Here is a 26,021-nt window from a genome sequence, read left to right on the forward strand (position 1 = left end):
TCAACGTTGCCTCGCTCGGGGGCTACTTCAGCGGCACGTATGCGGCGGGCGTAGAAACGAAGCGATAGTTGATACCAAGCTTCACGGTGTCGGCCGTCACGTCGTTCTTGAAGAGCTTCCAGTTATTGTTCGAGTCCCAAGCCCAGTTATTGTTGTCGAGGCTGAAATCGAAGTGTTGATATTCGACTTTCGCCGACCAATTCGGGTTGAACTGGTACTCAAGACCGCCGCCAGCCGTCCACCCGGTGAGGGTGTTATCGAAGCTGCGGCTGTAGTAGGCGGTGCTGGTCAAAGCGGGTGTGTCGACATCCGACGTGACGGCGGCGCGCACCTTGAGGTCGGTAGCCAGCCATGCGAAGCCGCCCTTCAAATAAAGCAGTGTGCTGCCCCAAGCGTAACCGAGGCGACCGGTCACGTCGCCATAGATGCCGCCTTGCGACTTCACATTTACGACGGCGATATTGTCGATGCCTGCCGGCACAAGGTTATTATATGTGGTCCCGACGAAGGTGCGCTCGTTGTCGCCCTGAAGGCCGCCGACATCCACTTCGATGCCGAGCACGAAATTGCCGCCGGTCTGCCAGTTGTAACCGAACTGGCCACCGCCAAAGGCGCCGGCCGTGTTCAGACCATTGCCGCCGAAAGTGGAATAATTATAGCTAAAGTTGCCGTCGCCATCGTAATAGGTGTTCCGCCGGGTATCGATATTCGTCCACGCCGCGCCGAGATGGCCACCGACGTAGAACCCGGTCCATGTGGGCACCGCCACCACAACGGGCGCGTCCTTGTAGCCCCCGTACCCGCCGCCGGCATAGATATCCGCGGCCTGCGCAGAACCGATCATCGCAAGCGCACCGACTGCAAACGCGCTCGACCGCACAACACGAACAGACATAACCCTCACTCCTATTCCCGCCTAGATTGCATGACATGATTACGCTACACTTATGGAGTGTTTACACGCCCAGCGCTTAAACTCAAGATAGCGGAATGCATAGACGCTCGTTTTGCGAGTGCACGTAAAATACTATACTGGTTGAAATCGTTTGGATTCAGAGGGTTACAACATCATATAGGCGTTGAACTGTTGATTCCATGCCACAGCGCCAGACTTGATTCGCCTCGAAACGCTTCCTTAAAACTTGTGCAAATGCACTGTGTCGACACGCCGATCTCTCATTTCTGGTCCGCTAACCCTGTCGAAGGTGGCGTCATCCAGGGCATCAATCGCAGGGAGGCCAAGGCATGCCCGCAGACATGGACGCATGATGCTTAAGCATCCCGTGTCTCTGGCCCGGATCGTAAAGGGGGCGAAAGCGCACCTCGTCCCGCGGCATTCGTGCCTCGTTCTTGCTTTCGGCGCGACATCGGCTATATCAGGCGCTGAGCGGGCTCACCCATAACAAGCGGCGATCTGGCGTTGAAACGCGCTCATCCCTTTTTGTTCTCGCGCATGCGCCGCGGGTGCGCGAGACTCGAACCGGACCGTAAAGATGAGCGTGAAAACCGAAGTGACCCACGAGAAGGAAAAGAAGGAGAGTAGTGCGTACGATCTTGCGATTGTTCTCCTGCAAGCTATCGCCATCGCGATCGTGATCCGCATCTTCCTTTTCCAGCCGTTCAATATCCCGTCCGGCTCCATGATCCCTACGCTGCTTGTCGGCGATTACCTGTTCGTTTCCAAATACAGCTACGGCTACAGCAAATATTCCTTCCCCTTCGGCGCGGGGATGTTCAGCGGGCGGATTCTCGCGTCCGACCCCGATCGGGGCGACGTCATCGTCTTCAAGACGCCCCGGGACAATTCCACCGATTACATCAAGCGCCTTGTGGGGTTACCCGGCGACCGCATTCAGCTGATCGGCGGACAGCTCTACATCAACGGCGAGGCGGTCAAACGGGAGCGCGCGCCCGACGCCGTGATGGATACGAAGTGCGGGCCCAATCAGACGGTGCACCAGTATCGCGAAACTCTGCCGAGCGGCCGCAGCTATCTGACGCAAAAGCTCTCGGAAACCTGCCGTCTCGGTCGGTTCGGCGCAGCGGACGATACGGAAGTGTTCGTCGTGCCTCCGCAGCATTATTTCTTCCTCGGTGACAACCGCGACGACTCCGCCGATAGCCGCTTCTTCGACGGAAACGGCATCGGCTATGTTCCTTCGGAAAACCTCGTGGGCCGCGCCCGCGTGCTGTTCTTCTCCATCGGCGAGCCCGCTAGCTGGCTCGCCCCATGGCGCTGGCCCCTGGAGATCCGCTGGTCGCGGATCGGAACCGTGATTCATTAAGTTGCCCGTCAAGAAACCGCGCATCGAGGAGCTTGAAGCTTCCCTCGGCTATCAATTCAAGGAACGGAGCCTCCTGGCGGAGGCCCTTACCCATTCGAGCGCTCGCAGCGAGAAGGGCGGCAGAGACAACGAACGGATGGAATTTCTGGGCGACCGGGTGCTCGGCCTGTCCGTTGCCGCGTTGCTCTACGAGCGCTTTCCCAACGCGCGCGAGGTCGAGCTTGCGCGACATTTCAATTCGCTCGTCTGCAAGACGACCTGCGCCGAGGTCGCGGTAAGGCTTGAGCTTGGTCCGCATCTCGTGATGGCGCCAAGCGAGGCGCGGTCCGGTGGACGAAAAAAAGATGTGATCCTCGCCGACGCCGTGGAGGCGCTGCTGGGAGCAATTTCCGTCGATGGCGGTTTTGCTGCGGCGGAAGCCGTCGTGCATCGACACTGGGAGCCTTTCATCGTCTCGGGCGAGCCGCCCGCCCCCGATGCCAAGACGGCGCTTCAGGAATTCGCGCAGAGCCAGAAGCGCGGCTTGCCGGACTATCATGAGGTGGAGCGGTCCGGGGCCGATCACGCACCGAGCTTTACGGTCGAGGTCAGGGTGCGGGGATTGAAGCCGGAGCGCGGCACCGGCTCGTCGCTCAAGAAGGCACAGCAGGCGGCGGCGGAAGCGCTCCTGAAGCGCGAAGGCGTCGGCCAACCGGAACGGGAAAATGCCTGAGAACAAGAAGAACAGTGGCGACGCTCTCGAAGACGCGGAGCATGTCGAGCACGAAGCCGCCGAAACCACTGCCGGTGCAGAGCAAGCTCATCCGCAAGTACCCGTGTATGAGCGCAGGCGTCTGTCCGAAGAGGATGGCGGCCCTGTCTCCGCGTCGTCGGCGGAACGCGGAACGCAACACTCACCCGGCACGGGCAGCCGCTGCGGCTTCGCGGCCGTGATCGGCGCGCCCAACGCAGGGAAGTCCACCCTCGTCAATGCGCTTGTCGGTGCGAAAGTGTCCATCGTCACGCACAAGGCGCAGACGACGCGCACGCGCGTTCGCGGCATCGCGCTCGATGGCGAGGCTCAGATCGTGCTCGTCGACACGCCGGGCATCTTCGCACCGAAGCGTCGGCTCGACCGCGCCATGGTGGAAACCGCCTGGACCGAGGCGCGCGAGGCGGATGTTGCCGTGCTCGTGGTGGACGCGGCGCGCGGTTTCGACGACACGGTCGATCCTATCGTGAACGAAGCGGCAAATCTCAAGATCCCGCTCATTCTGGCGCTGAACAAGGTGGACAAGATCCACAAGGAGAAGCTTCTCGCGCTGGCGGGCGAGGCATCCGAGCGGCTCAAGCTCGAAAGTCTTTTCATGATTTCGGCGCTTTCGGGCGACGGCGTGGAGGACCTGCGAAGCTTTCTCGCCGCCCGCATGCCCTATGGTCCGTGGCTCTTCCCGGAAGACCAGATCGCGGATGCGCCGCTGCGTCAGTGGGCGGCCGAAATCACGCGTGAGAAGATGTTCATCCGGCTGCATGAGGAAATTCCGTATTCCTCCACCGTCGAGACCACGAGCTGGAAAACCGTTCGCAAGGGCGCCGTGCGCATCGAGCAGACGATTTTCGTGGAGCGGGAAAGTCAGCGCAAGATCGTGCTTGGCGCCAAGGGGCAGGCGATCAAGCACATCTCCATGGAGGCGCGCAAGGAGATCGAAGAGGGCATCGAGACGCCTGTGCATCTCTTTCTGTTCGTGAAGGTGCGCGAGAACTGGGCCGACGATCCCGAGCGCTATCGCGAGATGGGTCTCGATTTCCCGAAGAAATGACGCGGGGCGCGCGCCCGCGGGCTTTCGTTCGGGGAGCCGTTCCTGCGTTGCCTGTGCGTGGCCTGAAGGACGGTATCGGCGGAGCGCATGGCCAGAGATGGGTAGGCCGTGAGATGGTCTGACGACGGCATTTTCCTCGCGGGGCGCCCGCACGGTGAGACAAGCGTCATCGCCGACATATTCACGCGTGCCAACGGTCGCGCCAAGGGGCTTGTGAAGGGAGGGCGTTCGCGCCGCCTCCGCCCGCTCCTTCAAACCGGAAATACGCTCGGCGTCGAATGGCGCGCCCGTCTCGACGATCAACTCGGCGTCTACACGGTCGAACTCGCGCGCGCCACTGCCGCGAACGCGCTCGACGATCCTTCCGCGCTTGCGGGCATGACGGCGCTGGCGGCGCTGCTCCAAGTTCTGGCGGAGCGCGATCCACACCCCGCGCTTTATGACGCCGCGCAGGACTGCCTTGCGCAAGCATCCGACGCAAATTTTCCGGCCGCCTTCATCCGCTTCGAAATGAACTTTCTGAACGAACTGGGCTTTGGCCTCAACCTCGCGACATGCGCCGCGACCGGGCGCAAGGAAGACCTCGCCTACGTCTCGCCGAAATCCGGGCAGGCTGTATGCCGCGAAGCGGGCGAACCTTATGCCGATCGCCTGCTTCCATTGCCTGCCTTCCTCGCGAATGGAGCGAGCGCGAACGCTCCATCCGGCACGGAGATCGAAGCGGGACTGCAACTCACCGGTCATTTTCTCGCGGCGCACGTCTTCGCTGAAAGCGGCAGGCCAATGCCGAGGGCGCGGGAAGAGTTCGTCCGCGCGCTCAGGCGCAGGCCCTGACCGGATGCCTCGCATGTCCGGCCTGTGCGGGCAGGCATGACTCCCCTGCTGCCGCGCCCCTACTTTGGAAGCAGAACCTTAACCGATCCCCCGTGTTATAGTGGCTCTTGGCAGTGCAAAACCCTTTTGAATTGAATAAAGGCGCGCGATTCGCCATTTAGTGTTTTGCACGCGGTGCAACGCCGGCCTATTCGTGGGCATCGGATGTTGGCCGTACCGGGCGCCGCTCAAGAACCGGCGTATCCTCGCCACAGACTAAAAAAAGGCAGCCCGGTCAGCCGCATAGAAAGGTTTCTTGTGGACGTTCTCGGAACCATCCAGGAATTTATCCTCGCGCATAAGGATCTGGCCGGGCCGGTCCTCGCCGTCATCGCGTTCGGCGAATCCCTGATCCTCATCGGTCTTTTCTTTCCAGCGACCGCGATCATGCTATTTACGGGCGGCCTCATCCAGAAAGGCATGCTCGACCCGACCACGGTCATCTTGTGGTCCATCGCGGGCGCGTGCCTCGGCGATGCCGTAACCTATTGGCTCGGCCGCTGGATCGGCCCGAGCGTCGTGCATCGATGGCCGCTCAACCGCGAGAAGGAAGGCGTGGCCCGAGCGCGACTTTTCTTCCGCAAGTACGGGTTTCTTTCGATCTTCATCGGCCGTTTTCTCGGCCCGGTCCGATCCACGATTCCTCTGGTCGCGGGCATCATGCGGATGCGTCACCTCACCTTCCAGATCGCCAATGTTACGTCGGCCATCGCGTGGGTGCCGTTCATGTTGTTGCCGGGTTATTTCTTCGCCCGGGAAGTCGGAGACTTCACCGAGGTGAGTACAGGGGGCTGGGTCGTCATAGCCGTCATCGTGCTCGCCTTGACGGCGCTGTTCACGATCATCGCCGTCAAGGTGCAGGGGACAAGCGCCAAGGAGCGCCGCAGGCGCCGTCCGCGGCCGGAGGAAAACAGCGTCCCGGCCGAGTAAAGGGTCGTAGCGAAATCGGACGGCTTATGCTTCGGGTGCAAGCCTGATCGAATGGCAGCGCCAGCGGTCAAGCGTCCTCAATTCGACGAGCAGGCTTCAATCGAGGTGGGAATCGTCCGTGCGCTCGCCATGCCGGGGGCGATTTCCCGGATCTTCTGATAGTCGCGCATCGCCTCGGCGGTTTTGCATAGGCGCTCGTATGCCTTGGCACGATTGTAAAGTCCGACCGGGTTGCCGGGGCTGAGCCGGATGGCCGTCGAATAAGCTTCGACCGCCTTTTCGGGGCTTCTCGTCTTGTCGAAATAAACGCCGAGATTGTAGAAGGTGAGAGGATTTCCACCATCGAGCGCCGCCGCCCGGGTGAGATCCTCATAAGCGCGGTCGAACCGGGCGAGCGCGAGAAATGCCGCGCCCCGGTACGTAAGCGCCCTGGCATCGGCAGGGTCCGCGTCCACGGCCTGCGAACAGAGCGTGACGGCGTCCGTCAGGGCGGCTTTTCTCAGAGCGTTCTCGCACGCAACCGAGGCTCCGCCTGCATGGGCAACCGTTCCGGCGAACGCGAAGGCTGCGGCGAGCGTCAAGGGAAGAAGTCGCATGAGATGTGCTCTTTTCTACAACGTCGTAGCGTCAAAATCCGAAGCGGCGAGACGGTGATCCAAGGTTGTCGTTCACTCCTTCGCGTCAAACCTGACACAGGAAGATCCGAAACGCCGGGCTCCCGCGCGGAGAGCGAGGGGCTGGGCTCGGCAGAAATGCGAACAGGCTTCCAGTCAGCGCGTCGGGCGTGGCCCGACGTTTGCCTGCTCAATAACGGGATCGACTTGCCGCAGGCTTACCGCGCGCTTTTTACAGGCTGACCGCGTCTGCAAGCCGCCGTTTGGAGGCGCAAAACTATGTGTCGACGAGCGACTTCGCATTTGCTCCCTTGCCGAAAGGATGAGAAAAGCCGCCACGGTTTTCCGATCAACTTCGAAAGGGATGATCCATGGACGCGCATGACTTCCGCCGCTTCGGCCACCAGTTGATCGATTGGGTTGCGGATTACCGGGAAGGGCTCGCCAGCCGTCCCGTCATGAGCGAGGCACAGCCGGGACAGATCCGCGCGGCCTTTCCCGCGCATCCGCCGCAAAAGGGCGGTCGGCTCGACGAAGCCGTGACCGCGCTCGACCGCGACGTGCTCCCCGGCATCACGCATTGGAACCATCCGAGCTTTTTCGCCTACTTCCCGAGCAACACGAGTTACGCGTCGATCCTTGCGGATCTCGTGATCGCCGGGCTGGGCGCGCAAGGCATGAGCTGGCAGACGAGCCCCGCCGCGACCGAGGTGGAAGAAGTCGTCATGGACTGGCTTCGGCAGATGGTGGGGCTGACAGAATCCTTCACCGGCGTGATCCACGATACAGCCAGCACCGCAACGCTGACTGCCCTTCTCAGCGCCCGCGAGCGCTCGTCGGGCTTCAGCCAGAACAGCCGGGGCCTTCAGTCCGCGGAGGCGCCGCTCGTGGTTTATGCCTCCGACCAAAGCCACAGCAGCATCGAAAAGGCGGCGCTGCTCGCCGGTTTCGGGCGCGATCATCTGAGGCTCATCGAGACCGACGACGACCACGCTGTGCGGCTCGATCTTCTGGAAGCGGCCATCGCCGAGGATTTGCGCCGAGGCCTGCGTCCCTGCGCCGTCGTCGCCTGCATCGGAACCACGGGCACCACCGCCGTCGATCCGCTGGCGAAAATCGTCGAAATCGCCCAACGTTTCAGCCTGTGGCTTCACGTCGACGCGGCCATGGCGGGCACCGCGATGGTGCTGCCTGAGTGCCGCGACCACTGGGCAGGCATCGAGCGCGCCGATTCCCTCGTCTTCAATCCGCACAAGTGGATGGGCGTCGGCTTCGACTTCAGCGCTTATTACGTGCGCGATCCGGAACACCTGATCCGCGTCATGAGCACCAATCCGAGCTACCTCCAGACGAAGCAGGACGGCGCGGTGAAGAATTATCGCGACTGGCACATCCAGCTTGGCCGTCGCTTCCGCGCGCTGAAGCTCTGGTTCCATCTGATGGATGTGGGTGTTGAAGGCGTTCAGGAGCTGCTACGCCGCGACCTTGCCAATGCGCAATGGTTCAAGGACCGCGTCGACGCCGCCGCCGAATGGGAGCGCCTCGCGCCTGTGCCTTTTCAGACCGTGTGCATCCGTCACGTGCCCGCCGCGCTCAAGGATAATGAGGACGCGCTGAAGGCGCATAATCTGGAACTGGCCCGCAGGGTGAACGAAGGCGGCAAGGCTTACATCACGCCCGCTTTGCTGAAGCGGAGGCAAATCCTTCGCGTCAGCATCGGCGCAACCGCGACCGGGCGCGCCGAGGTGGAAGCGCTGTGGGGGCTCTTGAACGAGGCAGCCGCTGCCTCCGGCTAGATTCCCGTCGATCCGAAACAGACAAGCTGATCGACACCATAAATCGCCAGCGGCGTTCCGCGTCCATTTACGCCACGGCGTTTGGGTTCGGCAGCTCTTCCCGCATCCCGGATCAATTCAGGCCGAGTTTGACCGTCGCCTTGATCTGCGGCTTCATCTCTCGGACGATGGCGACGTTTTGCGCTGGCGGCTCCTTGGCGAGTTCCTCGCCGGCCTTGTCGAGATTTTCCTTGAGCTTCGCCTTTTGCTTCTCGTTCAGGAGCCCAAGCTTCTCAAGCTCCTTCATGGCGTTGTCCTTGTGCTTGTCGAGCGCATCGCGCGCCACGCCTCGCGACGGTCCGACCGTCAGATGCAGATAAGCCTGAGCTATGGCGCGGCCCGTATCGGCCCAATCGGACACGTCGGAGAAGCCATGCTTGCCGGCGATGGTTTTCGCCTCGGTCTTGAGTTTTGTCTTTTTGACCGCCTTGACGACCGCGCCGATGGGATTTTTCGAGGCGTCCTGATCCGCGCTCGCTTGAAGCCCCTCGGTGATCGCGATGGCGCGCATCTCGGTGAACGAATCGAGGAAGCGCGTCACGCTCTCGCGCGTGAGTTCCCCATCCTTCGCGGCCGCTGATCCGATGGTCGGACTGACAGCCGCAGCGAGCACCACTAGAATGAAACCGAACAATTTTCGCAGGTCGAACTTCCAAAAATCGTTCACGCGCAGATCCATATTCTTTTCCCCCCGGCGTAACGGCCGTGCCCGTGATCCCGCGAAATCTTGGTGAAATAACGGAGATGCCATCTTGGACTCCCACGATAACGCGAAGCTGATCCCACCGAAGATGACGGCGGACGAGGTTAACGCCTTTCTCGCGCAGGTCTTTCCACAGGTCTCCATCGGGCGTTCCTACCGGGTCGAGGAAACCCGCCACGGTTTCGCACGCATGCGCATGGTCTACGGCGACCACCTGTTGCGGCCCGGCGGCACGATTTCGGGGCCCGCGATGTTCACGCTCGCGGACGTGGCGATGTATGCGGCGGTTCTCGCCTCCATCGGTCCGGTGGCGCTTGCGGTGACGACGAGCCTGACGATCAACTTTCTCAGAAAGCCCGAGCCGCGCGACATGATCGGCGAGGCGCGCATGCTGAAACTCGGCACGCGGCTTGCGGTGGGCGAGATCGCGCTGCATTCGGATGGCGAAAGCCAGCTTGCGGCCCACGCAACGGCGACCTATTCGGTGCCTCCGCATTGAGGTATCATGACACCGTCTTATGTGGTATTATAATACCATTATCATAATCCATTGTTTTTGCGTCGCTATTTTTCGATGCATCCCGGGCGCGTGCCGTTGACAGGGCCCGTCTGGTCAACTATCTGTTGTCGCCAATCGGGCCATGCGGCCCCTTTTTTATTGGAGCCCGGCCCGGCCGGACATTCTCATGGCAACCTATTCCGCTAAACCATCTGAAATCGAGAAGAAGTGGATTCTGATCGATGCCGAGGGCCTCGTGGTCGGCCGCCTGGCGACGATCATCGCGAACCGCCTGCGCGGCAAGCACAAGCCCACCTTCACCCCGCATATGGATGACGGCGACAACATCATCGTCATCAACGCCGCGAAGGTCGTCTTCACCGGCAATAAGCTGCACGACAAGGTCTACTACCGCCACACCAACCATCCCGGCGGCATCAAGGAACGGCGCCCGTTTGAAGTGCTCGGCGGCAAATTTCCCGGTCGCGTGCTCGAAAAGGCCGTTGAGCGCATGGTTCCGCGCGGTCCGCTCGGTCGCAAGCAGATGACGAACCTGCGCATCTATCCGGGGGCGGAGCATCCGCATGCGGCGCAAAATCCTGAGACGCTCGATGTTCGGGCTCTGAATTCCAAGAACGTGGCGAGGGTTCGCTAATGTCTGAGACAGCAAAGACTTTTTCGGGTCTCGACAAGGGCGCCGCTGCGGCCGCTCCCGTCGCCGACGACCGTTCGCGTCCGGTTCACGTGCAGAAGCTTGACGCTCACGGCCGCGCCTATGCGACCGGCAAGCGCAAGAACGCAGTCGCTCGCGTCTGGGTGAAGCCCGGCGTCGGCAAGATCGTGGTCAACGACAAGGACCATGAGGCTTATTTCGCGCGCCCCGTGCTCCAGATGATCCTGAAGCAGCCGCTCGTGACCGCCAACCGCCTCAGCCAGTACGACATTTACGCGACCGTTGCCGGCGGCGGCCTTTCGGGACAGGCGGGCGCGGTGCGCCATGGTCTGTCCAAGGCGCTCACCTATTACGAGCCGGAGCTTCGCACGGTCCTCAAGAAGGAAGGCTTCCTCACCCGCGACAGCCGCGTGGTGGAACGCAAGAAGTACGGCAAGGCGAAGGCCCGCCGCAGCTTCCAGTTCTCGAAGCGCTAATGGCGAGGGCGCTTCGGGCGCTCTCGATTTCCAGTCGATCAACCCGCCTTCCGGTGTTAAACCGAAAGGCGGGTTTTTTTATTGCGATGTCGCCATCACCTCATCGGGCAATGGAGGTGGGCGCAGTCCGCAAAGAGGCTTGATATGCCAAATACCACGGGCAAAAAAATCAAAATCGGCGTGATCGGCGCGAGCGGCTACACGGGAGCGGATCTCATCCGTCTGGCCGCTTGCCATCCGGGCATCGAAATCGCGGCGCTCGCCGCGAATACGCACGCGGGCAAGCCGCTCTCCGACGTTTTCCCGCATCTCGGCTTCGTGGATGCGCCGCCGCTCGTCAAGGCGGAGGAAGTCGACTGGTCGAGCCTCGATGCGGTGTTCTGCGGCCTTCCGCACGGCACCGCGCAGGACATCATCGCCACGCTCCCCGAGCGCGTGAAGGTGATCGACATGTCTGCCGATTTCCGGCTGAAGGACACATCCACCTACGCCAAATGGTACGGTCGCGAGCATGCCGCGCCGCATCTTCTCGAAGGCGCAGCCTATGGCCTGACGGAGCACAATCGCGAGGCGATCCGGGCCGCGCGCCTCGTCGCCTGTCCGGGCTGCTATCCGACCGCAACGCTGCTCGCGCTGCTTCCGCTCGTCGCCGCGAAGCTTGTCGAGGCCGACGACATCATCGTCGACGCGAAGTCTGGCGTGTCCGGCGCGGGCCGCTCGCTGAAACAGAACATCCTGTTCTCGGAGGCGGGCGAGGGGCTGTCACCCTACGCGATCGCCGGCCATCGGCATGCGCCCGAAATCGAGCAGGAAATATCGAAGGCGGCGGGCGCGACCGTGTTCGTGAACTTCACGCCGCATCTCGTCCCGATGAGCCGCGGCGAACTCGTAACGGCCTATGTGAAGCTCAAGGGCGCGCACACGGCCGCCGATCTCGCCGCCGCCTTGGCCGAGCGCTACGCGGGCGAACCGTTCGTCAGGCTTGCGCCCAAGGGCACACTGCCTTCCACACAGTTCGTGCGTGGCTCAAATTTCTGTCTGATAGGCGTTTATGCCGACCGCATACCGGGCCGCGCCATCGTCGTTTCCACCATCGACAACCTCGTGAAGGGGTCTGCCGGGCAGGCGGTGCAGAATTTCAACCTCATGTTCGGCTTCGAGGAAACGGCGGGCATCGCCCAGCAACCCCTGTTCCCCTGATCGAGCCGAAACTTGCATGGGAAACACATCGGGGTAAAAAATCCGATGTCTACCGAAATGACATAAACTCGTGCCGGGCGGTGTGGTAAGAGCCCCTATCTCACGACCAATCGACATTCGTTCGGCATCAGAGGACAACCATGGTCCGAAACGTTCTCATCGCCGTCTTGGCCCTCGCGCTTGCGGGCCTTGCCTACCAATATCAGCTGGTTACCGCCTCTGTGGACCAGCAAGCGAAGCTTGTGATCGAAACGCGGGACAAGGCCGAGAAGGAATTGCAGGCCTTGCGCGACAAGCTCGCGGCGGAAGAACGCGCGCGTCAGGGATTCGAGAAGGACGCGAAGGCCGTGTCCGCGAAGCTCGCCGAGGAACAGACGGCGCGCGATGCCGCCGAGCATGCCGCGCAAGCCAAGCAGGCTGAACTTCAGAGCGCGCTCGATGCCGCGCAGCACGCAGCCAAAGCCGCGCAAGCGAGGCACGCCGAACTTCAGAGCGCGCTCGACGCCGCGCAGCAGGATGCGCGGCAGGCTCACGAGTCGCTCGACCGCGTTCAGCGCGAGAAGGAAAACGCAGAGCTGACCGCCAAACAGGCGCTGGAAACCCTCGCCCGCGAGAAGAAGCCGCCAAGGGGATGAAGTGTCTCGCCTTGAACCTTGCGCAGTCATAAGCGGCTCGCGGTGACCTGAAACAGCGCATCCGTTTCAGCGACAATGCGGCCTTTCCCCCTTCCCGATCCGGCTTCGCTGCAATGCAATGCGGCGGGTTCGACCCTTCGCAATCTCGTCCCGCCCTTTCTCGCGCGCTGGCCTGTCGCTGGGTCGCCATTGTGGTGCTTCTCACTAAAACCGGATGCCGAAGGGCAATCTCGCCCGGCGGCGGAGTGGTTTGCGGCGTGTCTCAACTGCCTTGCGAGCGCGCGGCTTTTCGACCGACCCCTCCGCATTGGGTTTCGGTATCGCCGCCTCGCGCACGGCGGGTGCAACCGCTGGAACGGGAGCGGGCGCTACCGTCACTGGCTTCTCGCTCGGCGGCGCCTTGCCGCTAACGGGAACCGGTGGGAGCGGCGGACCGTATACGACCGGCGTTTCCTTCGGCGGTAACGCGCCAACCACTGGAACGGGCGTCGCCGCCTGCTTCGCAGCCAGCGCCGCCGCTCTCCGCTGCGCCTCACGCGCGCGTGCCTCCGCACCCGTGAAATCGCACAGAGGGCTTCGCCGCTCCGTCATGTCGAGATGGAAGTGGTTGCCGTGCGCCTCGTTCGCCTCCGGCCCAAGCGTGGTGCCGAAGATGCGGCATGCGCCCGCGTGAATGTCGCGCAGGAAGGCCGCTCGCTCGTCGCCCGCAGCCCAATGCTCGTCGAGCGCGATTTTCTCGCCCCGCGCGGTAACGAATGAGCCGATGTCGAGCGCATTCGCATAGGCGTGCTGACTGATGCGCTGCGAAAAGCCGCCATTGCGCGAGCGGCAGTCGTAGCCCGACATCGCCCCGACGCGCACTACGACAGCGTTGAGATGTTCCTTCGCCTTCGGCTGCACGACCTCCGTGAACCAGCGCCGCATCGCTTCACCCAGTTTGCAGGTGATCGTCGGCGCGGGCGCGAACATGGCAGCGGGGCCGACCTTGTCTTCGAGCGCCTTAAGCCGGATCGGCGCGGGCGCGCCGCAAGCCCCTTCGCGCAGCGGGTTGAGGCGCTCATAGACGACGCCCAGCGCGGGGAGGCGCCAGTCGCAATCGCGCCGTGCCGCTTCGATTTCAGCTTGCGTCCAGACGGGCGGCGGGGGCGGCGGGCCATAAATTTCGGTCGCCGATGAGGGGGGGGAAACGGCAAGCGACGGCGACGGAGGAGCCTTCTGCATGTCGGCAGCCTTGGACGGATCGTCAGGCGTTGACGCCAGCGACGGCGGTGGCGAAGGACCGCGCTGCACTTCCGGCGCAGCGCCCTTCGGAGCAAGCGTCACCGTGGCTTCGGGCAGTTGCGGCGGTTCCGGGGGAGCCTGAACCTCCGAGGCTACGCCGGAAGCCGTCTCAGGCGCCACCGGAAAGGCGGGAAGCGGCAGCCGCTCGCGAACCTCACGCGGGTCGGATTTGCTCCCGGCGGCGGGCGTGTCCTTTCTCGCATCCTGTGGCTGCCGACGGTCCGACGGTTCCGCTCGGTTTTTCACCGGGGTGCGCGTGCGCCTGTGCCGATAGCTGCGATGTCTGCGGCGCACCTCCATGGCCAGCGAGGGCGGCGCCTTCACGGTTTCAAAAGCAACGACCGGTGCAGCCGACAAGGGCGGCGGCAACAGGAACCAGCTCGTCAACCCTGCAACGCCCGCCAGGAAAACGGCCCATCGATGGCACCGCACCGAAACATGCATGCGAGATTATCCAAATCGGTTGACGATGACTGGATAGCGACGAAACGATTGATGTAATCGGCTGCTTATATTCAGCTATTCGACACGCTTCCCCTTAGATCTGCTTCCAATGTCCCGGGATGCGCTTATGCAAGCGCTCCTTCGGTTTCGGCGCTTTCCCCCTCGCGCGGCAGCGGCCGGATGCGGTCTTCCAGATGTTTGAGCGGCGCGGGGCACGGCCCGCCATAAGCCCAGTCGAGCAGTTCCACGGTGTGCACGATGGGGAACGGTCCCGAGAGCTGGCTTATGCAGCCGACATTGCCGCTCGCCACGACATCGGGCTTCACGCTGGCGATAGCCTGAAGCTTGCGTTCCCTCAGTTGCTTCGCGAGGTCCGGCTGCAACATGTTGTACGTGCCCGCGGAGCCGCAGCAGATGTGCCCCTCCGGAATTTCGACGACGGTGAAGCCCGCGTTGCGCAGAAGCTGGCGTGGTTCCTCGATCACGCGCTGGCCGTGCTGCATCGAGCAGGAGGATTGATAGGCCACGCGGATGTCGCTCCAACCGACGGGCGCATCGATCTTCCGCGAGGCTGCAAATTCGGAAACATCCTTCGCCAGGCTCGACACATAACGCGCCTTTTCAGCGTAGGCCGGGTCATCGGCGAACAGATGCGCGTAGTCCTTCACGGTCGAACCACAGCCCGATGCGTTGATGACGATGGCATCGATCGGACCGCTCTCGCGGGCGTCTTGCCAAATGTCGATGTTGGCCTTGGCCATCGCCTTCGCCTCGGCTTCCTTGCCCATGTGCAACGTAAGGGAGCCACAACAGCCCTCATTTTCCGAAAGCACGACGTCGTAACCGATGTGGTTCAGAAAACGCACGGTCGAGTCGTTGATGTTCGGCTTCAGCACCCGTTGCACGCAGCCGCGCAACAGCAAGACGCGGCCACGGCGCGGCTTCTCCGTCTTCACCGTCGCGGCTTGCGTATACACGCCACTTTTGACCCGGCCGCGTGGCGCCAGATTGAGCATCGCCCCGATGGTCTTGAATCGCGAGCGGATCAGGAGCCGCCGGAAGGGAAGAGCGAGGAAAACGCCGCCGAGCGCCATGCGGAAACGCTTGGGGTAAGGCAGTATGGCACGCAGCAGTTTGCGGATCGCCTCATCCGCCGGAGCGCGTCTGGACGAGGTTTCTATGATCTGGCGCGCATAGTCGGACAGATGCCGATAGTCGACGCCGCTCGGACACGTCGTCATGCAAGAATAGCACGAAAGACATCGATCGAGATGCGGGCGCACCTGCTTCGGCGTGGCCTTGCCTTCGAGCATCGTCTTGATGAGATAGATGCGTCCGCGCGGGCTGTCGCGTTCATCGCCGAGCATCAGGTAGGTCGGGCAAGTCGCAATACAGAACCCGCAATGCACGCATTTGCGAAGGATCGCGTCGGCCTCCTTCATGCGAGGGTCGCGAAGCTGAGCGAGCGTGAAGTTCGTTTCCATGCGCTCAGACTCCCGCGTACATCCGCCCGGGGTTCAGAATGCCCTCGGGGTCGAACGATTTCTTCACAGCGCGCACGAGATTCATCTTTGCGACGGGCTGCGGGTGGAAAACCTCGATACCGGAGCGCACCGAGCGGGGCGCGCGCATGAGCATCGAATCCGCGTCGTATTCGGCGAGCACGCGGCGCACATCGGTTACGCTCGCGTCGGCGGAGGGCGGCAGTTCCAGCCACAGGAGGCCGCCCGACCATTCATAGGCGGCGCGGACGTCGAGGAAAGCGGAGAGCGCGCGCACAATGGGCGCGGCCCTGGAAGGGGCGACCGAAATCCGCCAGAGCGGCCGGTCGAACCTTGCGGAAAGAAAGGCCAGCGAGCGGATGTCGGCCCAGAAGAAGCGCGAACGCTCGTGGTCCAGTTCGTAGGACTCGCCAAACGGCGACAGCAGGCGCCTCAATTTGTCGATGCGGTGCGTCAGGCTCTGCGGGCTTCCCTCAAGCCTGAGCGCGGTGAGAGCCGTCTTCGCGGGCGCGATCTCTGGATCGGCAAGCCGCGCGACCAGCGCACCGTGAAGATGGACCGTGCCGGAAACCTCGTAGGGCGTTCCCATGGCGGCGCTCATCACGCCCACGGCCGCCTCGTCGGCCAGCCCGACGAAAAACACCGTCCGCGTCTCCGGCGCCCTTGGGAGCACCTTGAAGGTCAGTTCCGTGATAACCGCAAGCGTGCCCCACGAGCCGCACAGGCCGCGTGTGAGGTCCACCCCGGTTACGTTTTTCATGACGCGTCCGCCCGAGTTGATCGTCTCGCCCTCTCCGTTTATGGCGCGGAGCCCCAGCAGGTAGTCACGCGCAGCGCCTCTGAGAACGCGGCGAGGCCCCGAAATGTTCATCGCCGCCACCGCCCCGAGGCTCGCGGCCATGGAGTCCGTGCCGTAGATGCGGGAAAGATCGGCCGGCTCGAAGGCAAGTTCCTGGTTTTTCCGCGCGAGCGTCGCTTCGAGTTCGTGGAGCGGCGTGCCGGCGCGGGCGCGCACGACCAGTTCCGACGGTTCGTAGAAGGTTATGCCTCCGAGCTTGGCGGTAGAGACTATGGCGGCGCAATTGGCCGGGCGCCCGGCCTCGCGCTTCGAGCGGAAGCCGCACACTTCGATCGGCGTGCCCGAGGCGCGCGCGGCCTTCACGAAATCGGCGAGTTCCGCCTCGGTTGTCGGCATGGTGACGTCAGACATGTGCGCGGGCCTCGGCGGCGAAGCGCTCCTGAAGATCGAGAGGGAAGACCTTGCCGTAATTCAGGAGCCATTGGGGATCGAAGGCCGCCTTGACACGCATCTGCTGGAGAAGGTCGGCTTCGGAATACTGATAACGCATCAACTCCCGCTTTTCGATGCCCACGCCGTGTTCGCCGGTAAGGCACCCGCCCGCATCCACGCAGAGCTTCAGAATGTCGGAACCGCACTGCTCGGCAATCACTTTTTCGTGTTCGTCATTGGCGTTGTACATGATCATCGGATGGAGATTGCCGTCGCCGGCATGGAAAATGTTCGCGACTCTGAGGCCGTGCCGGTTGCCGACAGCCTCCACCTCCTTGAGCACTTCGGCGAGCTTGCCGAGGGGGATGACGCCGTCCATACACAGGTAGTCCGCGACGCGCCCGACGGCTCCGAAAGCGGCCTTGCGCCCCTTCCAGATGGCTGCGGATTGCGCATCGCTCTGGCTGACGCGCAGCGTCTTCGGATTGAACCGGCTCGCGATCTCGCCGATACGGCCGATCTGATCCTCGATCTCAAGCGGCGCACCTTCGACTTCCACGATCAGCATGGCCTCCACGTCGAGCGGGTAGCCTGCTTTCGCGAACTCCTCGCAGATGCGAATGGCCGGCTTGTCCATGAATTCGAGCGCCACCGGAATCAGACCATCGGCGATGATGGCGGCGACGCAACCGCCTGCGGCTTCCGCGGAATCGAAGCCTATCAGTACGGGGCGCGCGCCTTCCGGCTGCGAAAGGATGCGGACGGTTGCCTCGGTCACGATACCGAACTGGCCTTCGGAGCCGGTTGCGAGGCCCAGAAAATCATAGCCCTGCCCGTCGAGGAAGTCGCCGCCGAGTTCGACCACCTCGCCGTCCATCAGGACCATCTTCAGCTTGAGGATATTGTTGGTCGTGACGCCATATTTCAGGCAGTGAGCGCCACCGGAATTCATGGCGATATTGCCGCCGATCGTGCATGCAAGCTGGCTCGACGGATCTGGCGCATAAAAGAAACGCGCATGCGCCACCGCGTTAGAGATCGCCAGGTTCGTGATGCCCGCCTCAACCGTTGCCGTGCGGTCGGGGATGTTCACGTCGAGCACCCGGTTCATCCGGGACAAACCGATCACAATTGCGTCACCCGTTGGTATCGCACCGCCGGAAAGCGACGTGCCCGCCCCGCGCGCTACCAATTTGACGCAGTTCTTGGCGCAAAACTTTGCGATAGAAACCACTTCGCTCGTCGATGTCGGCAAGACGACCGCGAGCGGTGCTGTTCTGTAGGCTGTCAGCGCATCCGTTTCAAAGGCGCGAAGTCCGGCTTCGTCGCTTATCAGTGTCCCGCTGCCCACGGCGGCTGACAGTCCCGACAGGATCGACTGCCGTCGGCTCAAGGTGCGAAGATCTTCCTTTGGCATGCTGACTGACATGGAATAAAACCCTTTGCGGACAAACCCGCCGGTTGATGAGGGCAGAACCTGACTTCTGTCCCCAACAATGCCGGATTATCTACGCAATTGAACATTATCTTTTGTTACATGGCACTGAAGGGCTTGACAGGAGCCCAAGCTGGCCAATTATAGCGATGCTATGTGTGTAACAAATAGACAAGATTGTATACAAAGTGACAGAGGAGGGGTTTTGTGACTTCGATTGCAGACCTCGAGATTTTTGCTCGAGTCGTCACCGCCGGAAGCATGTCAGCCGCTGGCCGCGAACTCGATCTCTCTCCCGCTGTAGTGAGTAAGCGTATCAGCCATCTTGAAACGCGCCTTGGAACGAGACTTTTCCATCGTACCACGCGGCAGCTTCAATTGACCGAAACGGGACGCGGTTTTTACGAGCGCGTCGTTCAAATCCTCGCGACGGTTCAGGAAGCAGAAGAGTTCATCTCCTCCGGCCACCAGCGTGCGGGCGGCTCGCTCAAGATCACCGCGCCAACCGGATTCAGCAGGCTGCACATCGCACCCTATCTCGGTCAGTTCCTGAAGCAATATCCCGACCTCAGCATCGAGATTATCGCGACGGACCATATGCTCGATATCGTGCGCGAAGGCATCGACGTTGCCATCCGCATTTCCGAACTGGACGATTCGAGCCTGGTCGCGAAAAAGCTGGCGCCCTGTCGGAGGCTGTTCGTGGCCACGCCCGAATATCTCAGGGAGTACGGCACCCCGAAAACGCTCGCCGATCTCGCGAAGCACAAGATCCTCGTCGAAAACAACGTGACGTGGCGTATTCAAGGCCCGGAAGGAGACGTTTCGCTCAAGCTTTCCGGCGAGATCAAGACGAATTCGAGCGAGATCGTGCATCAGGCGCTCGTGACGAATTGTGGCATCGCGCTTCGGGCGACTTGGCAAATCCGCGACGAGCTGCTTTCGAAAAAGCTTGTCCACGTGCTGCCGCAGTATCGCGAAGCGCCCGGTGTTGCCGTTTATGCCGTCTACCCCGACAAACAGTACATCCCGACACGCCTTCGCGTTTTCGTGGATTTCCTCGCCTCCATCTACGGGCCGGCGCCGTATTGGGACGAAGGGCTCGAACTGGGGGGGCGTCCCGCAAGGAAAACGAGCGCCGTGAACGTGCAAGCGGCCGCTGAAGCTTGATTGCGCGGATGAAAGGCGCAACGCTTCAGAGCGCTCCGAGGCAGGCTGATCGACAACACTAATCCAAAGCTATGCCGCGTCCGATTGACGGCATGACGCTGTAGATCGCATCTGCGATCCGACCTGCTGATTTGGTTTTCGTCACGCGAACCCTGTGCCGACTTCGCTCGAAAACGCAACAGAAGCGATCACGGGGGAATTGGTATGGAACCAAGCGGACCGAGCGTTGACCGAAGCCACCGCACCCTTCGCGTGGGGCTGCTTGTGACTTGCCTTGTCGACATTTTCCGCCCATCCGCTGCTTTCGCCACCGTAAAACTTCTCGAAGAGGCGGGATGCGAGGTCGTCGTTCCCATGACCCAGACCTGTTGCGGCCAGCCTGCCTATAATTCGGGTGATCGCGAGACGGCGAAGGAGATCGCGAAACAGGTCATCGCCTCCTTTGAGATCTTCCCTCATGTCGTGGTGCCTTCAGGCTCTTGCGCGTCCATGATCGCGAAACACTATCCGGGCCTGTTCGACGCTGAAATCGAGCCTTCATGGCGCGCGCGCGCGGAGGGGCTGGCAGCCCGCACCAGCGAACTCACGGTCTTTCTTGCGGACATTCTCGGCGTGGACTATTCCGGCCGCTCCTACCCGCGTCGCGTGACTTACCACGATTCCTGCTCGTCGGTTCGGGAGCTTGGCGTTGCTTCGCAGCCGCGCGCGCTTCTGAAAAGCCTCGACGGCCTCACGCTGGCGGAAATGAGCGACCGCGACGTGTGCTGCGGGTTTGGCGGAGCCTTCGCGCTCAAATATCCCGAAATTTCCAATGCCATCGTCTCGCAAAAGGCGGAGCGAGTGACAGAAACGGGCGCCGAAGTGCTCACGGGGGCGGATCTCGGCTGCCTCGTGAACATCGCGGGGAAACTCGCGCGCGAGGGCCGCACCGTGGAAGTGCGCCACATCGCGGAGGTGCTGGCGGGCGACGCGTCCGAGCCGGGGCTCTGCTAGGATGCGTAGAAGCGGCGTGCGCCTTCGGTTTTCTCAGGCAGGCCAACTCTTGAGAAATTCCGATACGTCGAGCGCGGCGGGCGGGTTCGGTCGCGCTTTCACCGTGCCGATGTAGATGTATGCAACGATCTCTTCATTAGCCTTCACGCCCAGCGCTTCCCTGATGAGCGGATCTGAGGCGGCGTCTCCTGTCTTCCACACCGCGCCGAAGCCGAGCGCCTCGCTCGCGAGGATGATGTTCTGTGCCGCTGCCGCCGCCGAATATTTCTGGTCGCTGGCCGGCACGTTCGCGTCTTCGACGATTTTTGCCAGCACAACGAGAATCAGCGGCGCGCGTAGCGGCTTCTTCTTCTCGCGGGCAATCACCTCCGGCGAAGCGCTGGGGAGTTTTTTCCGATACGCGGCCGCGAAAATGTCGCCGAGTTTCCCCAGCGCCTCGCCGCGAATGGAAATGAACCGCCAGGGCCGCAGCCGCTTGTGATCGGGAGCGCGGAGCGCTGCCGCGATGATCTTGTTTTCTGTTTCCTGATCGGGCGCGGGTTCTTCGAGAATGGCCGGACTCACCCTGGTTACCAGCGCCTCATATGCGTCCATCGCTATTCTCTCCATCTTCCAAACCGCGGCTTTCGTTCGAGCGTGATCAATCCCGAAACAGGGAGTCACCCTTTCAGGACCACTAGCATCCGGGCCTTTCGCAAAAAAAGCGCCAAGCGTCTGACGCTGCCAACGCGCCTCATCATCATTTCGTGAGCGCACGGGCGCTGACAAGCGGCGCCGCATTCACATATCAGCACTTAAGCCGCTCGAACCGGGCCGCCCGCGCGCGAAAGCCGGATACCTCATGACACTGCATCTGACAGAAGCCGCCACGCCAACCGCGCCCGCGATGGTCGATTCCTTCGCGCGGCACATCACCTACCTTCGCGTATCGGTCACCGACCGCTGCGATTTGCGCTGCGTCTATTGCATGCCGGATCGCATGCAATTCGCGCCGAAAGCCGATCTGCTCACGCTGGAGGAGCTGGACCGTCTGTGCTCGGCCTTCGTCGCGAAAGGCGTGCGCAAGATCCGCCTCACCGGTGGCGAGCCCTTGATGCGGCGCGGCTTCGTGGGGCTCGTGCGCGCCCTCTCGCGCCATCTCGCTACGGGGGCTCTCGACGAGGTGACGCTGACGAGCAATGGCACGCGGATGGCAGAATTCGCCACGCCGTTGAGGGATGCGGGCGTGCGCCGCGTCAACATTTCGCTCGATACGCGCGACGCGGACAAGTTCCGCGTCGTGACGCGACGGGGCGACCTGGCTGCCGTGCTCGCAGGCATCCGCGCCGCGCGTCTGGCCGGGCTGCACGTCAAGATCAACATGGTTGCGCTCAAAGGCATTAACGACAGCGAAATCGCGGAGATGCTAGTCTGGTGCCATGCGGAAGGAATGGACCTGACCTTGATCGAGACCATGCCTCTCGGCGCCATCGAAGGCGGGCGGTACGAAAGCTATCTGCCGCTTTCGGATGCGCGCGCGCGGCTTTCCGCGAGGTTCACCCTCGACCCGCTACCAGACCGAACCGGCGGTCCCGCGCGTTATGTGCGCGTTCGCGAAACGGGCGGCAGGCTTGGTTTCATCACGCCGCTATCGCACTCCTTCTGCGAAAGCTGCAACCGCGTCCGCGTGACCGCCACCGGCAAGCTCTATCTCTGTCTCGGCCAAGAGAAGTCCGCAGACCTCCGCGAACCGCTTCGTTCGGAAGCCTCGGACGAAAGGCTGTCTGAGGCCATCGACGCCGCGCTCGCGCTCAAGCCGCGCGGCCACGACTTCATCATCGACAAGGCCGATGAGACGCGGATCGCGCGATCCATGAGCGTGACCGGGGGGTGACGCGCGATGCGGGTATTCGTGTGCCTTTTGTGTGTTTTGTGGAGCGCGACCGTTCCGGCGGCGGGGAAAGATCTTATCGCAGCGCGCCCCGAGAGCGAGAAGGCGAACGTCGTCGCCGATAAGGGGCAGGCCGAAACGCAGCAACCGAAGGCTTTGGCCGCCCCCGCGCCGACCGAAACCGAAAACATCTTCCTCGACAGGCTCATGCGGGCGGAATCCGGCGGGCGGCAGTTCGCGAAGAACCCGCTTTCTTCGGCGCTCGGTCCGTATCAGTTCATCGAGTCCACGTTCCTCGACGTGGTGAAACGCAATTTGCCGGACCTCGCGGCGGGCAAAACCGATTTCGAGATTCTCGCGCTTCGCACCGATTACGCCATTTCGCGGACGGTGGCGTTGCTTTTCACGCGCGAGAACGCCGCCGCGCTTGCAGAAAAGAACCAGCCGCCGACCCCCGCCAATCTTCGCCTCGCCTTTTTCGCCGGAGCCGCCACCGCGATAAGGGTACTCGAAGCCGAGCCCGAAGAGCGCGTCTCCGGCATCTTCGGCGATGCCGCCATGCGGGCCAATCCTTTCCTTTCCGGCATGACGGCCCGCCAGCTCATCGAGCGATCGGCGCGCGAAGCCGAGAGCGGCGGCGCCGTAACCGTCGCTCTGTCGTCAGCAAAGTCGCCGACTGCCCCGCAAAAGCCGCGCGTCGACGTGCGATGCAATCTGCAACTCGCCAGCTGCCGCAAATGGCTTGCGCTGGCCGAGGCACGGCTGAACGCTCGGGCACGGCCTCAAAGGACGGCAGCCAGACAATTTCAGAAGCAGCCCTGACAGCGGGAGGCGCATGGAACCGTTCCTTGCGCGCGTTTGGGTGTGCGGGATGGCGCCTTTAACCTCTGGTACAAGGTGCCTGACGGTCGACTCGCCAGCCTTGGGCTGATAATGCTTGCGATCGTCCCATGGCGACCCGCTAACAAATGACTGCATTGAAATGACAAGTTCCCTGAGCGTGAAAGCGTCTGGCATCCTTCCATCGCAAGCCATTGCGAAGCTCGTCGCCGAGGGCGCGATTGCGGCCTCCGCGCCCATCGGTGAGGGACAGATCCAGCCGGCGAGCCTCGATCTTCGGCTTGGCCGCCGCGCGTTTCGCGTCCGCGCCAGCTTCATTCCGGGGCCGGGCACGAAGACGGAAGATCAGATCGAGCGCTTCAAGCTGCACACCATCGACCTTGGCCCCGGCGCGGTGCTTGAAGTGGGCTGCGTCTATGTGGCGGAGATCGACGAGACGCTCGTTCTGCCGCCGTCCATCTCGGGTATCGCCAACCCGAAAAGCTCGACCGGCCGCCTCGACGTGTTCACACGCGTCATCGCGGACCACGGCCCCGGCTTCGATCAGACCGGCGCGGGCTACAAGGGGCGCCTTTGGCTCGAAATCTGCCCGCAGACCTTCCCAATCCTCGTGCGCACGGGATCGCGCCTCTCGCAGATACGGTTCCGCGATGCAAGCGGCGGCGGCGTGGCGGCTCCGGCCGAGGCGGGAGGCCAGCCGCGCGAGGTGTCGCTATCCGTCGAGCTTGGCGGCGAACCGGGCGCGCTCATCGGCTATCGCGCCAAGCGCCACACCGGCGTCATCGATGTCGACCGCGCGGGCGCTTACGACATCGACGAGTTCTGGGAGCCGATCGCTGTCACCCATCATCGCCGCCTGATCCTCGATCCCGACGAGTTTTACATCCTCGCCTCGAAGGAGGCCGTGCGCGTGCCCGCCACCCACGCCGCCGAGATGGAACCGTTCAATGCGCTGATGGGTGAATTCCGCGTCCACTATGCGGGCTTTTTCGATCCGGGCTTCGGCATGGCGGAGGCTGGCGGCAATGGCAGCCGCGCGGTGCTGGAGGTTCGCAGCCACAAGGTTCCGTTCATCCTCGAAGACGGACAGATGATCGGGCGGCTAAGCTACGAGCCGCTTTCCGAACCGCCCGCGCGCCTATATGGGCATGACATCGGCTCACATTATCAGGCGCAGGCGCTGAAGCTGTCGAAGCATTTTCGCGCAGGCTGAAGTGCTGCGGGGGCTGCCGGGTCATCGTATCAATAGGCGATGCTGACACGAACGCTGCCGTAGACCGCGTCCTTGTTTTCCGCGATGCCGCCGCCCGGGTTCCACATATATTGCAGATCCGGCTGGACCGCGAAGCCTGGAGCGATCTGAAACTTGTAGAAGACTTCCGCCACGGCCTCGAAACTGCGCACACGATAGGACGGGTCTGCATAATCCGCGATATAACGATCCGCGTCGCGGGCGTCGCCCGAGATATGGGCATATGTCTGCGCCGCGCCGAAGGTGTCTTCCGACCGGCCTGGAACAAAACCTCGGAAGAAGACGCCGCCGTCGATGTAGAAATTCACGATGTTGCGGTCGGACGGCGCACCCGCGACGCGCGCAAAGACGAAAACACCGTTCTCCGGATCGCTGGCCAGCCGATAAATCTGCTGATCGGCCAGCGCGTAGAAGCCGTAATTTCCCCAAAACCCCCTCGGCGACACATTGATATCGGCATCGATGAGCGTTCCCGAGTAGACATCCCGGAAATTGTCGAAGTGCTGCCACGCGCCGAATTTCAACACGCCGGGAAGGCTGAAAAGGGCGGCTGACGCTTCCCCCTTCTCCTTATCCTTCTCTTTCCCCTTCTTGTCGCCGTCTTTTCCGCCGTCCTTCGTTCGCTGATTGTACTTGTACTGTATTTCCTCGACGACAAAGGGAGGGTCTTGCAGGCGGAAGTCGGTCCCGTTGCGGTTACAGCGCTGCCCGTCCACGCAGCCGGCGGGATTGCCATTATAGATTGCGCCGAGAAAGGTCAGCTTGTCCGTCATATCGAATTTCACGCGCGCGCCGGGCGTGGCTAAAGGATACGAGTTGCCGCCATTCGGCAGGTCGGTCGCCCAGATGGCGGGCCAGCCGAATGAGGAGTTGATGAACTTGCCGGCGGTTTCGGAGGTCATGAACTCGCTGTCGACTGCGAGTTGCCCCGCGCGCACCGCAACGCGCTCCCCGAACTTCTGTTCGACCCAAAGCTCAAAAAGGCGGGTGGATGGCAGCGCCTCGATGGAGCTGATGTAATCGAGAGGATAGCCAAGATATTTTTCCAGCCCGGCACCATGGATCTGATAGCCGTTGACGTGGAAGGTGAGCCCTTTCGCACCCCACAGCTTTTCAAGATCCGCGTCGACAAGGATTTCGAGGCGGCCGAGATAGGTCGTGTTGTCTTCCCTGCCGCCGGAGCTGCTCCAGCCCTCACCGATGTAATTGATGCCGTAAGTGACGCCCTTTTTCGCAAGGGCCGCGCGAAAGTCCTTGTCCGGTCCTCCGTTGAGGCTGGTTGCAACCGATTGTTCCGGCAGCCCGTCTTTCTCGTCCGCAAGCGCGAAATCGAAGCCACCTGGAAATAGCAGCACCGCAGCGGCGAAAAGGGCACCGATCGGCACCTTGAGGCGCACATCCTCGCAGAGGCCTGAAGCCGTGTCGCGCAATTCATCCCCGCTTCATGGAGTTTCGGCTCTCTCTTCCAACACCACTTTCGA

The 26,021-nt window shown here is 62.3% G+C and carries 25 protein-coding genes; 16 read left to right on the forward strand and 9 right to left on the reverse strand.

Features of this window, described 5'->3' with window-relative positions; all coding sequences use genetic code 11:
• Positions 1-22: 22 nt before the first annotated feature.
• A complete protein-coding gene (locus tag EK416_RS16920; RefSeq protein ID WP_127079571.1) occupies positions 23-895 on the reverse strand; it encodes an outer membrane protein in 873 nt (290 codons plus the stop codon).
• Positions 896-1,493: 598 nt separating this feature from the next.
• Between EK416_RS16920 and lepB the strand changes: the two genes are divergently transcribed.
• From lepB to EK416_RS16945, 5 genes are all read left to right on the forward strand, one after another.
• A complete protein-coding gene (gene lepB, locus EK416_RS16925; protein WP_181952147.1) occupies positions 1,494-2,285 on the forward strand; it encodes a signal peptidase I in 792 nt (263 codons plus the stop codon).
• 1 nt (position 2,286) lies between these two features.
• A complete protein-coding gene (rnc, locus tag EK416_RS16930) occupies positions 2,287-2,997 on the forward strand; it encodes a ribonuclease III (protein ID WP_127079573.1) in 711 nt (236 codons plus the stop codon).
• Complete coding sequence (era, locus tag EK416_RS16935; RefSeq protein ID WP_127079575.1) at positions 2,990-4,084, forward strand: GTPase Era; 1,095 nt, start codon at positions 2,990-2,992, stop codon at positions 4,082-4,084. The genes rnc and era overlap by 8 nt, the downstream gene beginning before the upstream one ends.
• Before the next feature lie 108 nt (positions 4,085-4,192).
• Complete coding sequence (recO, locus tag EK416_RS16940; RefSeq protein WP_127079577.1) at positions 4,193-4,918, forward strand: DNA repair protein RecO; 726 nt, start codon at positions 4,193-4,195, stop codon at positions 4,916-4,918.
• A 297-nt stretch (positions 4,919-5,215) separates the two neighbouring features.
• Positions 5,216-5,887 (forward strand): DedA family protein, encoded by a 672-nt coding sequence (locus EK416_RS16945; protein ID WP_127079579.1) that lies wholly within the window; start codon positions 5,216-5,218, stop codon positions 5,885-5,887.
• Positions 5,888-5,964: 77 nt separating this feature from the next.
• Here the strand turns inward: EK416_RS16945 and EK416_RS16950 are convergent, their stop codons facing one another.
• Positions 5,965-6,483 carry a tetratricopeptide repeat protein gene (locus tag EK416_RS16950; RefSeq protein ID WP_127079581.1) on the reverse strand — a complete coding sequence of 173 codons (519 nt, stop codon included), beginning with the start codon at positions 6,481-6,483 and terminating at the stop codon, positions 5,965-5,967.
• 389 nt (positions 6,484-6,872) lie between these two features.
• Between EK416_RS16950 and EK416_RS16955 the strand changes: the two genes are divergently transcribed.
• Positions 6,873-8,297, forward strand: coding sequence for a pyridoxal phosphate-dependent decarboxylase family protein (locus tag EK416_RS16955; protein WP_127079583.1), 1,425 nt, complete (start codon positions 6,873-6,875; stop codon positions 8,295-8,297).
• Positions 8,298-8,409: 112 nt separating this feature from the next.
• Here EK416_RS16955 and EK416_RS16960 read toward each other — a convergent pair whose 3' ends face one another.
• Positions 8,410-9,015 carry a hypothetical protein gene (locus EK416_RS16960; protein ID WP_127079585.1) on the reverse strand — a complete coding sequence of 202 codons (606 nt, stop codon included), beginning with the start codon at positions 9,013-9,015 and terminating at the stop codon, positions 8,410-8,412.
• Between the two features lie 112 nt (positions 9,016-9,127).
• Between EK416_RS16960 and EK416_RS16965 the strand changes: the two genes are divergently transcribed.
• The 5 genes from EK416_RS16965 to EK416_RS16985 all read left to right on the forward strand — a co-directional run bounded on the left by EK416_RS16965 (position 9,128) and on the right by EK416_RS16985 (position 12,522).
• Positions 9,128-9,538: a PaaI family thioesterase gene (locus EK416_RS16965; protein ID WP_164730109.1), complete on the forward strand. Its 411-nt coding sequence runs from the start codon at positions 9,128-9,130 to the stop codon at positions 9,536-9,538.
• A gap of 187 nt (positions 9,539-9,725) precedes the next feature.
• The gene (gene rplM / locus EK416_RS16970) at positions 9,726-10,193 is read left to right on the forward strand and encodes a 50S ribosomal protein L13 (RefSeq protein WP_127079589.1); all 468 of its coding nucleotides are present in this window, start codon (positions 9,726-9,728) and stop codon (positions 10,191-10,193) included.
• Positions 10,193-10,687: a 30S ribosomal protein S9 gene (gene rpsI, locus EK416_RS16975; protein ID WP_127079591.1), complete on the forward strand. Its 495-nt coding sequence runs from the start codon at positions 10,193-10,195 to the stop codon at positions 10,685-10,687. The genes rplM and rpsI overlap by 1 nt, the downstream gene beginning before the upstream one ends.
• Positions 10,688-10,831: 144 nt before the next feature.
• On the forward strand, positions 10,832-11,887 hold the full coding sequence (gene argC / locus EK416_RS16980; RefSeq protein ID WP_127079593.1) for an N-acetyl-gamma-glutamyl-phosphate reductase: 1,056 nt from the start codon (positions 10,832-10,834) through the stop codon (positions 11,885-11,887).
• 140 nt (positions 11,888-12,027) lie between these two features.
• A complete protein-coding gene (locus EK416_RS16985) occupies positions 12,028-12,522 on the forward strand; it encodes a hypothetical protein (protein ID WP_127079595.1) in 495 nt (164 codons plus the stop codon).
• A 204-nt stretch (positions 12,523-12,726) separates the two neighbouring features.
• Here EK416_RS16985 and EK416_RS16990 read toward each other — a convergent pair whose 3' ends face one another.
• The 4 genes from EK416_RS16990 to EK416_RS17005 form a co-directional block, all read right to left on the reverse strand.
• Complete coding sequence (locus tag EK416_RS16990) at positions 12,727-14,247, reverse strand: extensin family protein (RefSeq protein ID WP_127079597.1); 1,521 nt, start codon at positions 14,245-14,247, stop codon at positions 12,727-12,729.
• A 125-nt stretch (positions 14,248-14,372) separates the two neighbouring features.
• A complete protein-coding gene (gene glcF, locus EK416_RS16995) occupies positions 14,373-15,731 on the reverse strand; it encodes a glycolate oxidase subunit GlcF (protein WP_127079599.1) in 1,359 nt (452 codons plus the stop codon).
• A gap of 4 nt (positions 15,732-15,735) precedes the next feature.
• Entirely contained in the window at positions 15,736-16,959 is a 1,224-nt protein-coding gene (locus tag EK416_RS17000) for an FAD-binding protein (RefSeq protein WP_127079601.1), read from the reverse strand.
• On the reverse strand, positions 16,952-18,409 hold the full coding sequence (locus EK416_RS17005; RefSeq protein WP_127079603.1) for an FAD-linked oxidase C-terminal domain-containing protein: 1,458 nt from the start codon (positions 18,407-18,409) through the stop codon (positions 16,952-16,954). The genes EK416_RS17000 and EK416_RS17005 overlap by 8 nt, the downstream gene beginning before the upstream one ends.
• Before the next feature lie 267 nt (positions 18,410-18,676).
• Here EK416_RS17005 and EK416_RS17010 point away from each other — a divergent pair, with 267 nt between their 5' ends.
• Both EK416_RS17010 and EK416_RS17015 read left to right on the forward strand, forming a co-directional pair.
• On the forward strand, positions 18,677-19,585 hold the full coding sequence (locus tag EK416_RS17010; protein WP_245434089.1) for a LysR family transcriptional regulator: 909 nt from the start codon (positions 18,677-18,679) through the stop codon (positions 19,583-19,585).
• Positions 19,586-19,789: 204 nt separating this feature from the next.
• A complete protein-coding gene (locus EK416_RS17015) occupies positions 19,790-20,578 on the forward strand; it encodes a (Fe-S)-binding protein (protein WP_127079607.1) in 789 nt (262 codons plus the stop codon).
• 33 nt (positions 20,579-20,611) lie between these two features.
• On the opposite strand, the gene EK416_RS17020 is transcribed toward EK416_RS17015, so the two are convergent.
• Positions 20,612-21,172 carry a nitroreductase family protein gene (locus tag EK416_RS17020; RefSeq protein ID WP_164730079.1) on the reverse strand — a complete coding sequence of 187 codons (561 nt, stop codon included), beginning with the start codon at positions 21,170-21,172 and terminating at the stop codon, positions 20,612-20,614.
• Between the two features lie 247 nt (positions 21,173-21,419).
• Between EK416_RS17020 and moaA the strand changes: the two genes are divergently transcribed.
• The 3 genes from moaA (at position 21,420) to EK416_RS17035 (ending at position 24,501) form a co-directional block, all read left to right on the forward strand.
• Complete coding sequence (gene moaA / locus EK416_RS17025; protein WP_127079611.1) at positions 21,420-22,451, forward strand: GTP 3',8-cyclase MoaA; 1,032 nt, start codon at positions 21,420-21,422, stop codon at positions 22,449-22,451.
• Positions 22,452-22,457: 6 nt separating this feature from the next.
• Positions 22,458-23,270, forward strand: a complete 813-nt coding sequence (locus EK416_RS17030) for a hypothetical protein (RefSeq protein ID WP_127079613.1) — start codon at positions 22,458-22,460, stop codon at positions 23,268-23,270.
• Between the two features lie 160 nt (positions 23,271-23,430).
• Positions 23,431-24,501, forward strand: a complete 1,071-nt coding sequence (locus tag EK416_RS17035; protein WP_127079615.1) for a 2'-deoxycytidine 5'-triphosphate deaminase — start codon at positions 23,431-23,433, stop codon at positions 24,499-24,501.
• 29 nt (positions 24,502-24,530) lie between these two features.
• Here the strand turns inward: EK416_RS17035 and EK416_RS17040 are convergent, their stop codons facing one another.
• Entirely contained in the window at positions 24,531-25,970 is a 1,440-nt protein-coding gene (locus EK416_RS17040) for a carbohydrate porin (protein WP_127079617.1), read from the reverse strand.
• Between the last annotated feature and the right edge of the window lie 51 nt (positions 25,971-26,021).

Origin of the sequence: Rhodomicrobium lacus (assembly GCF_003992725.1) — a bacterium.
GTDB lineage: Bacteria > Pseudomonadota > Alphaproteobacteria > Rhizobiales > Rhodomicrobiaceae > Rhodomicrobium > Rhodomicrobium lacus.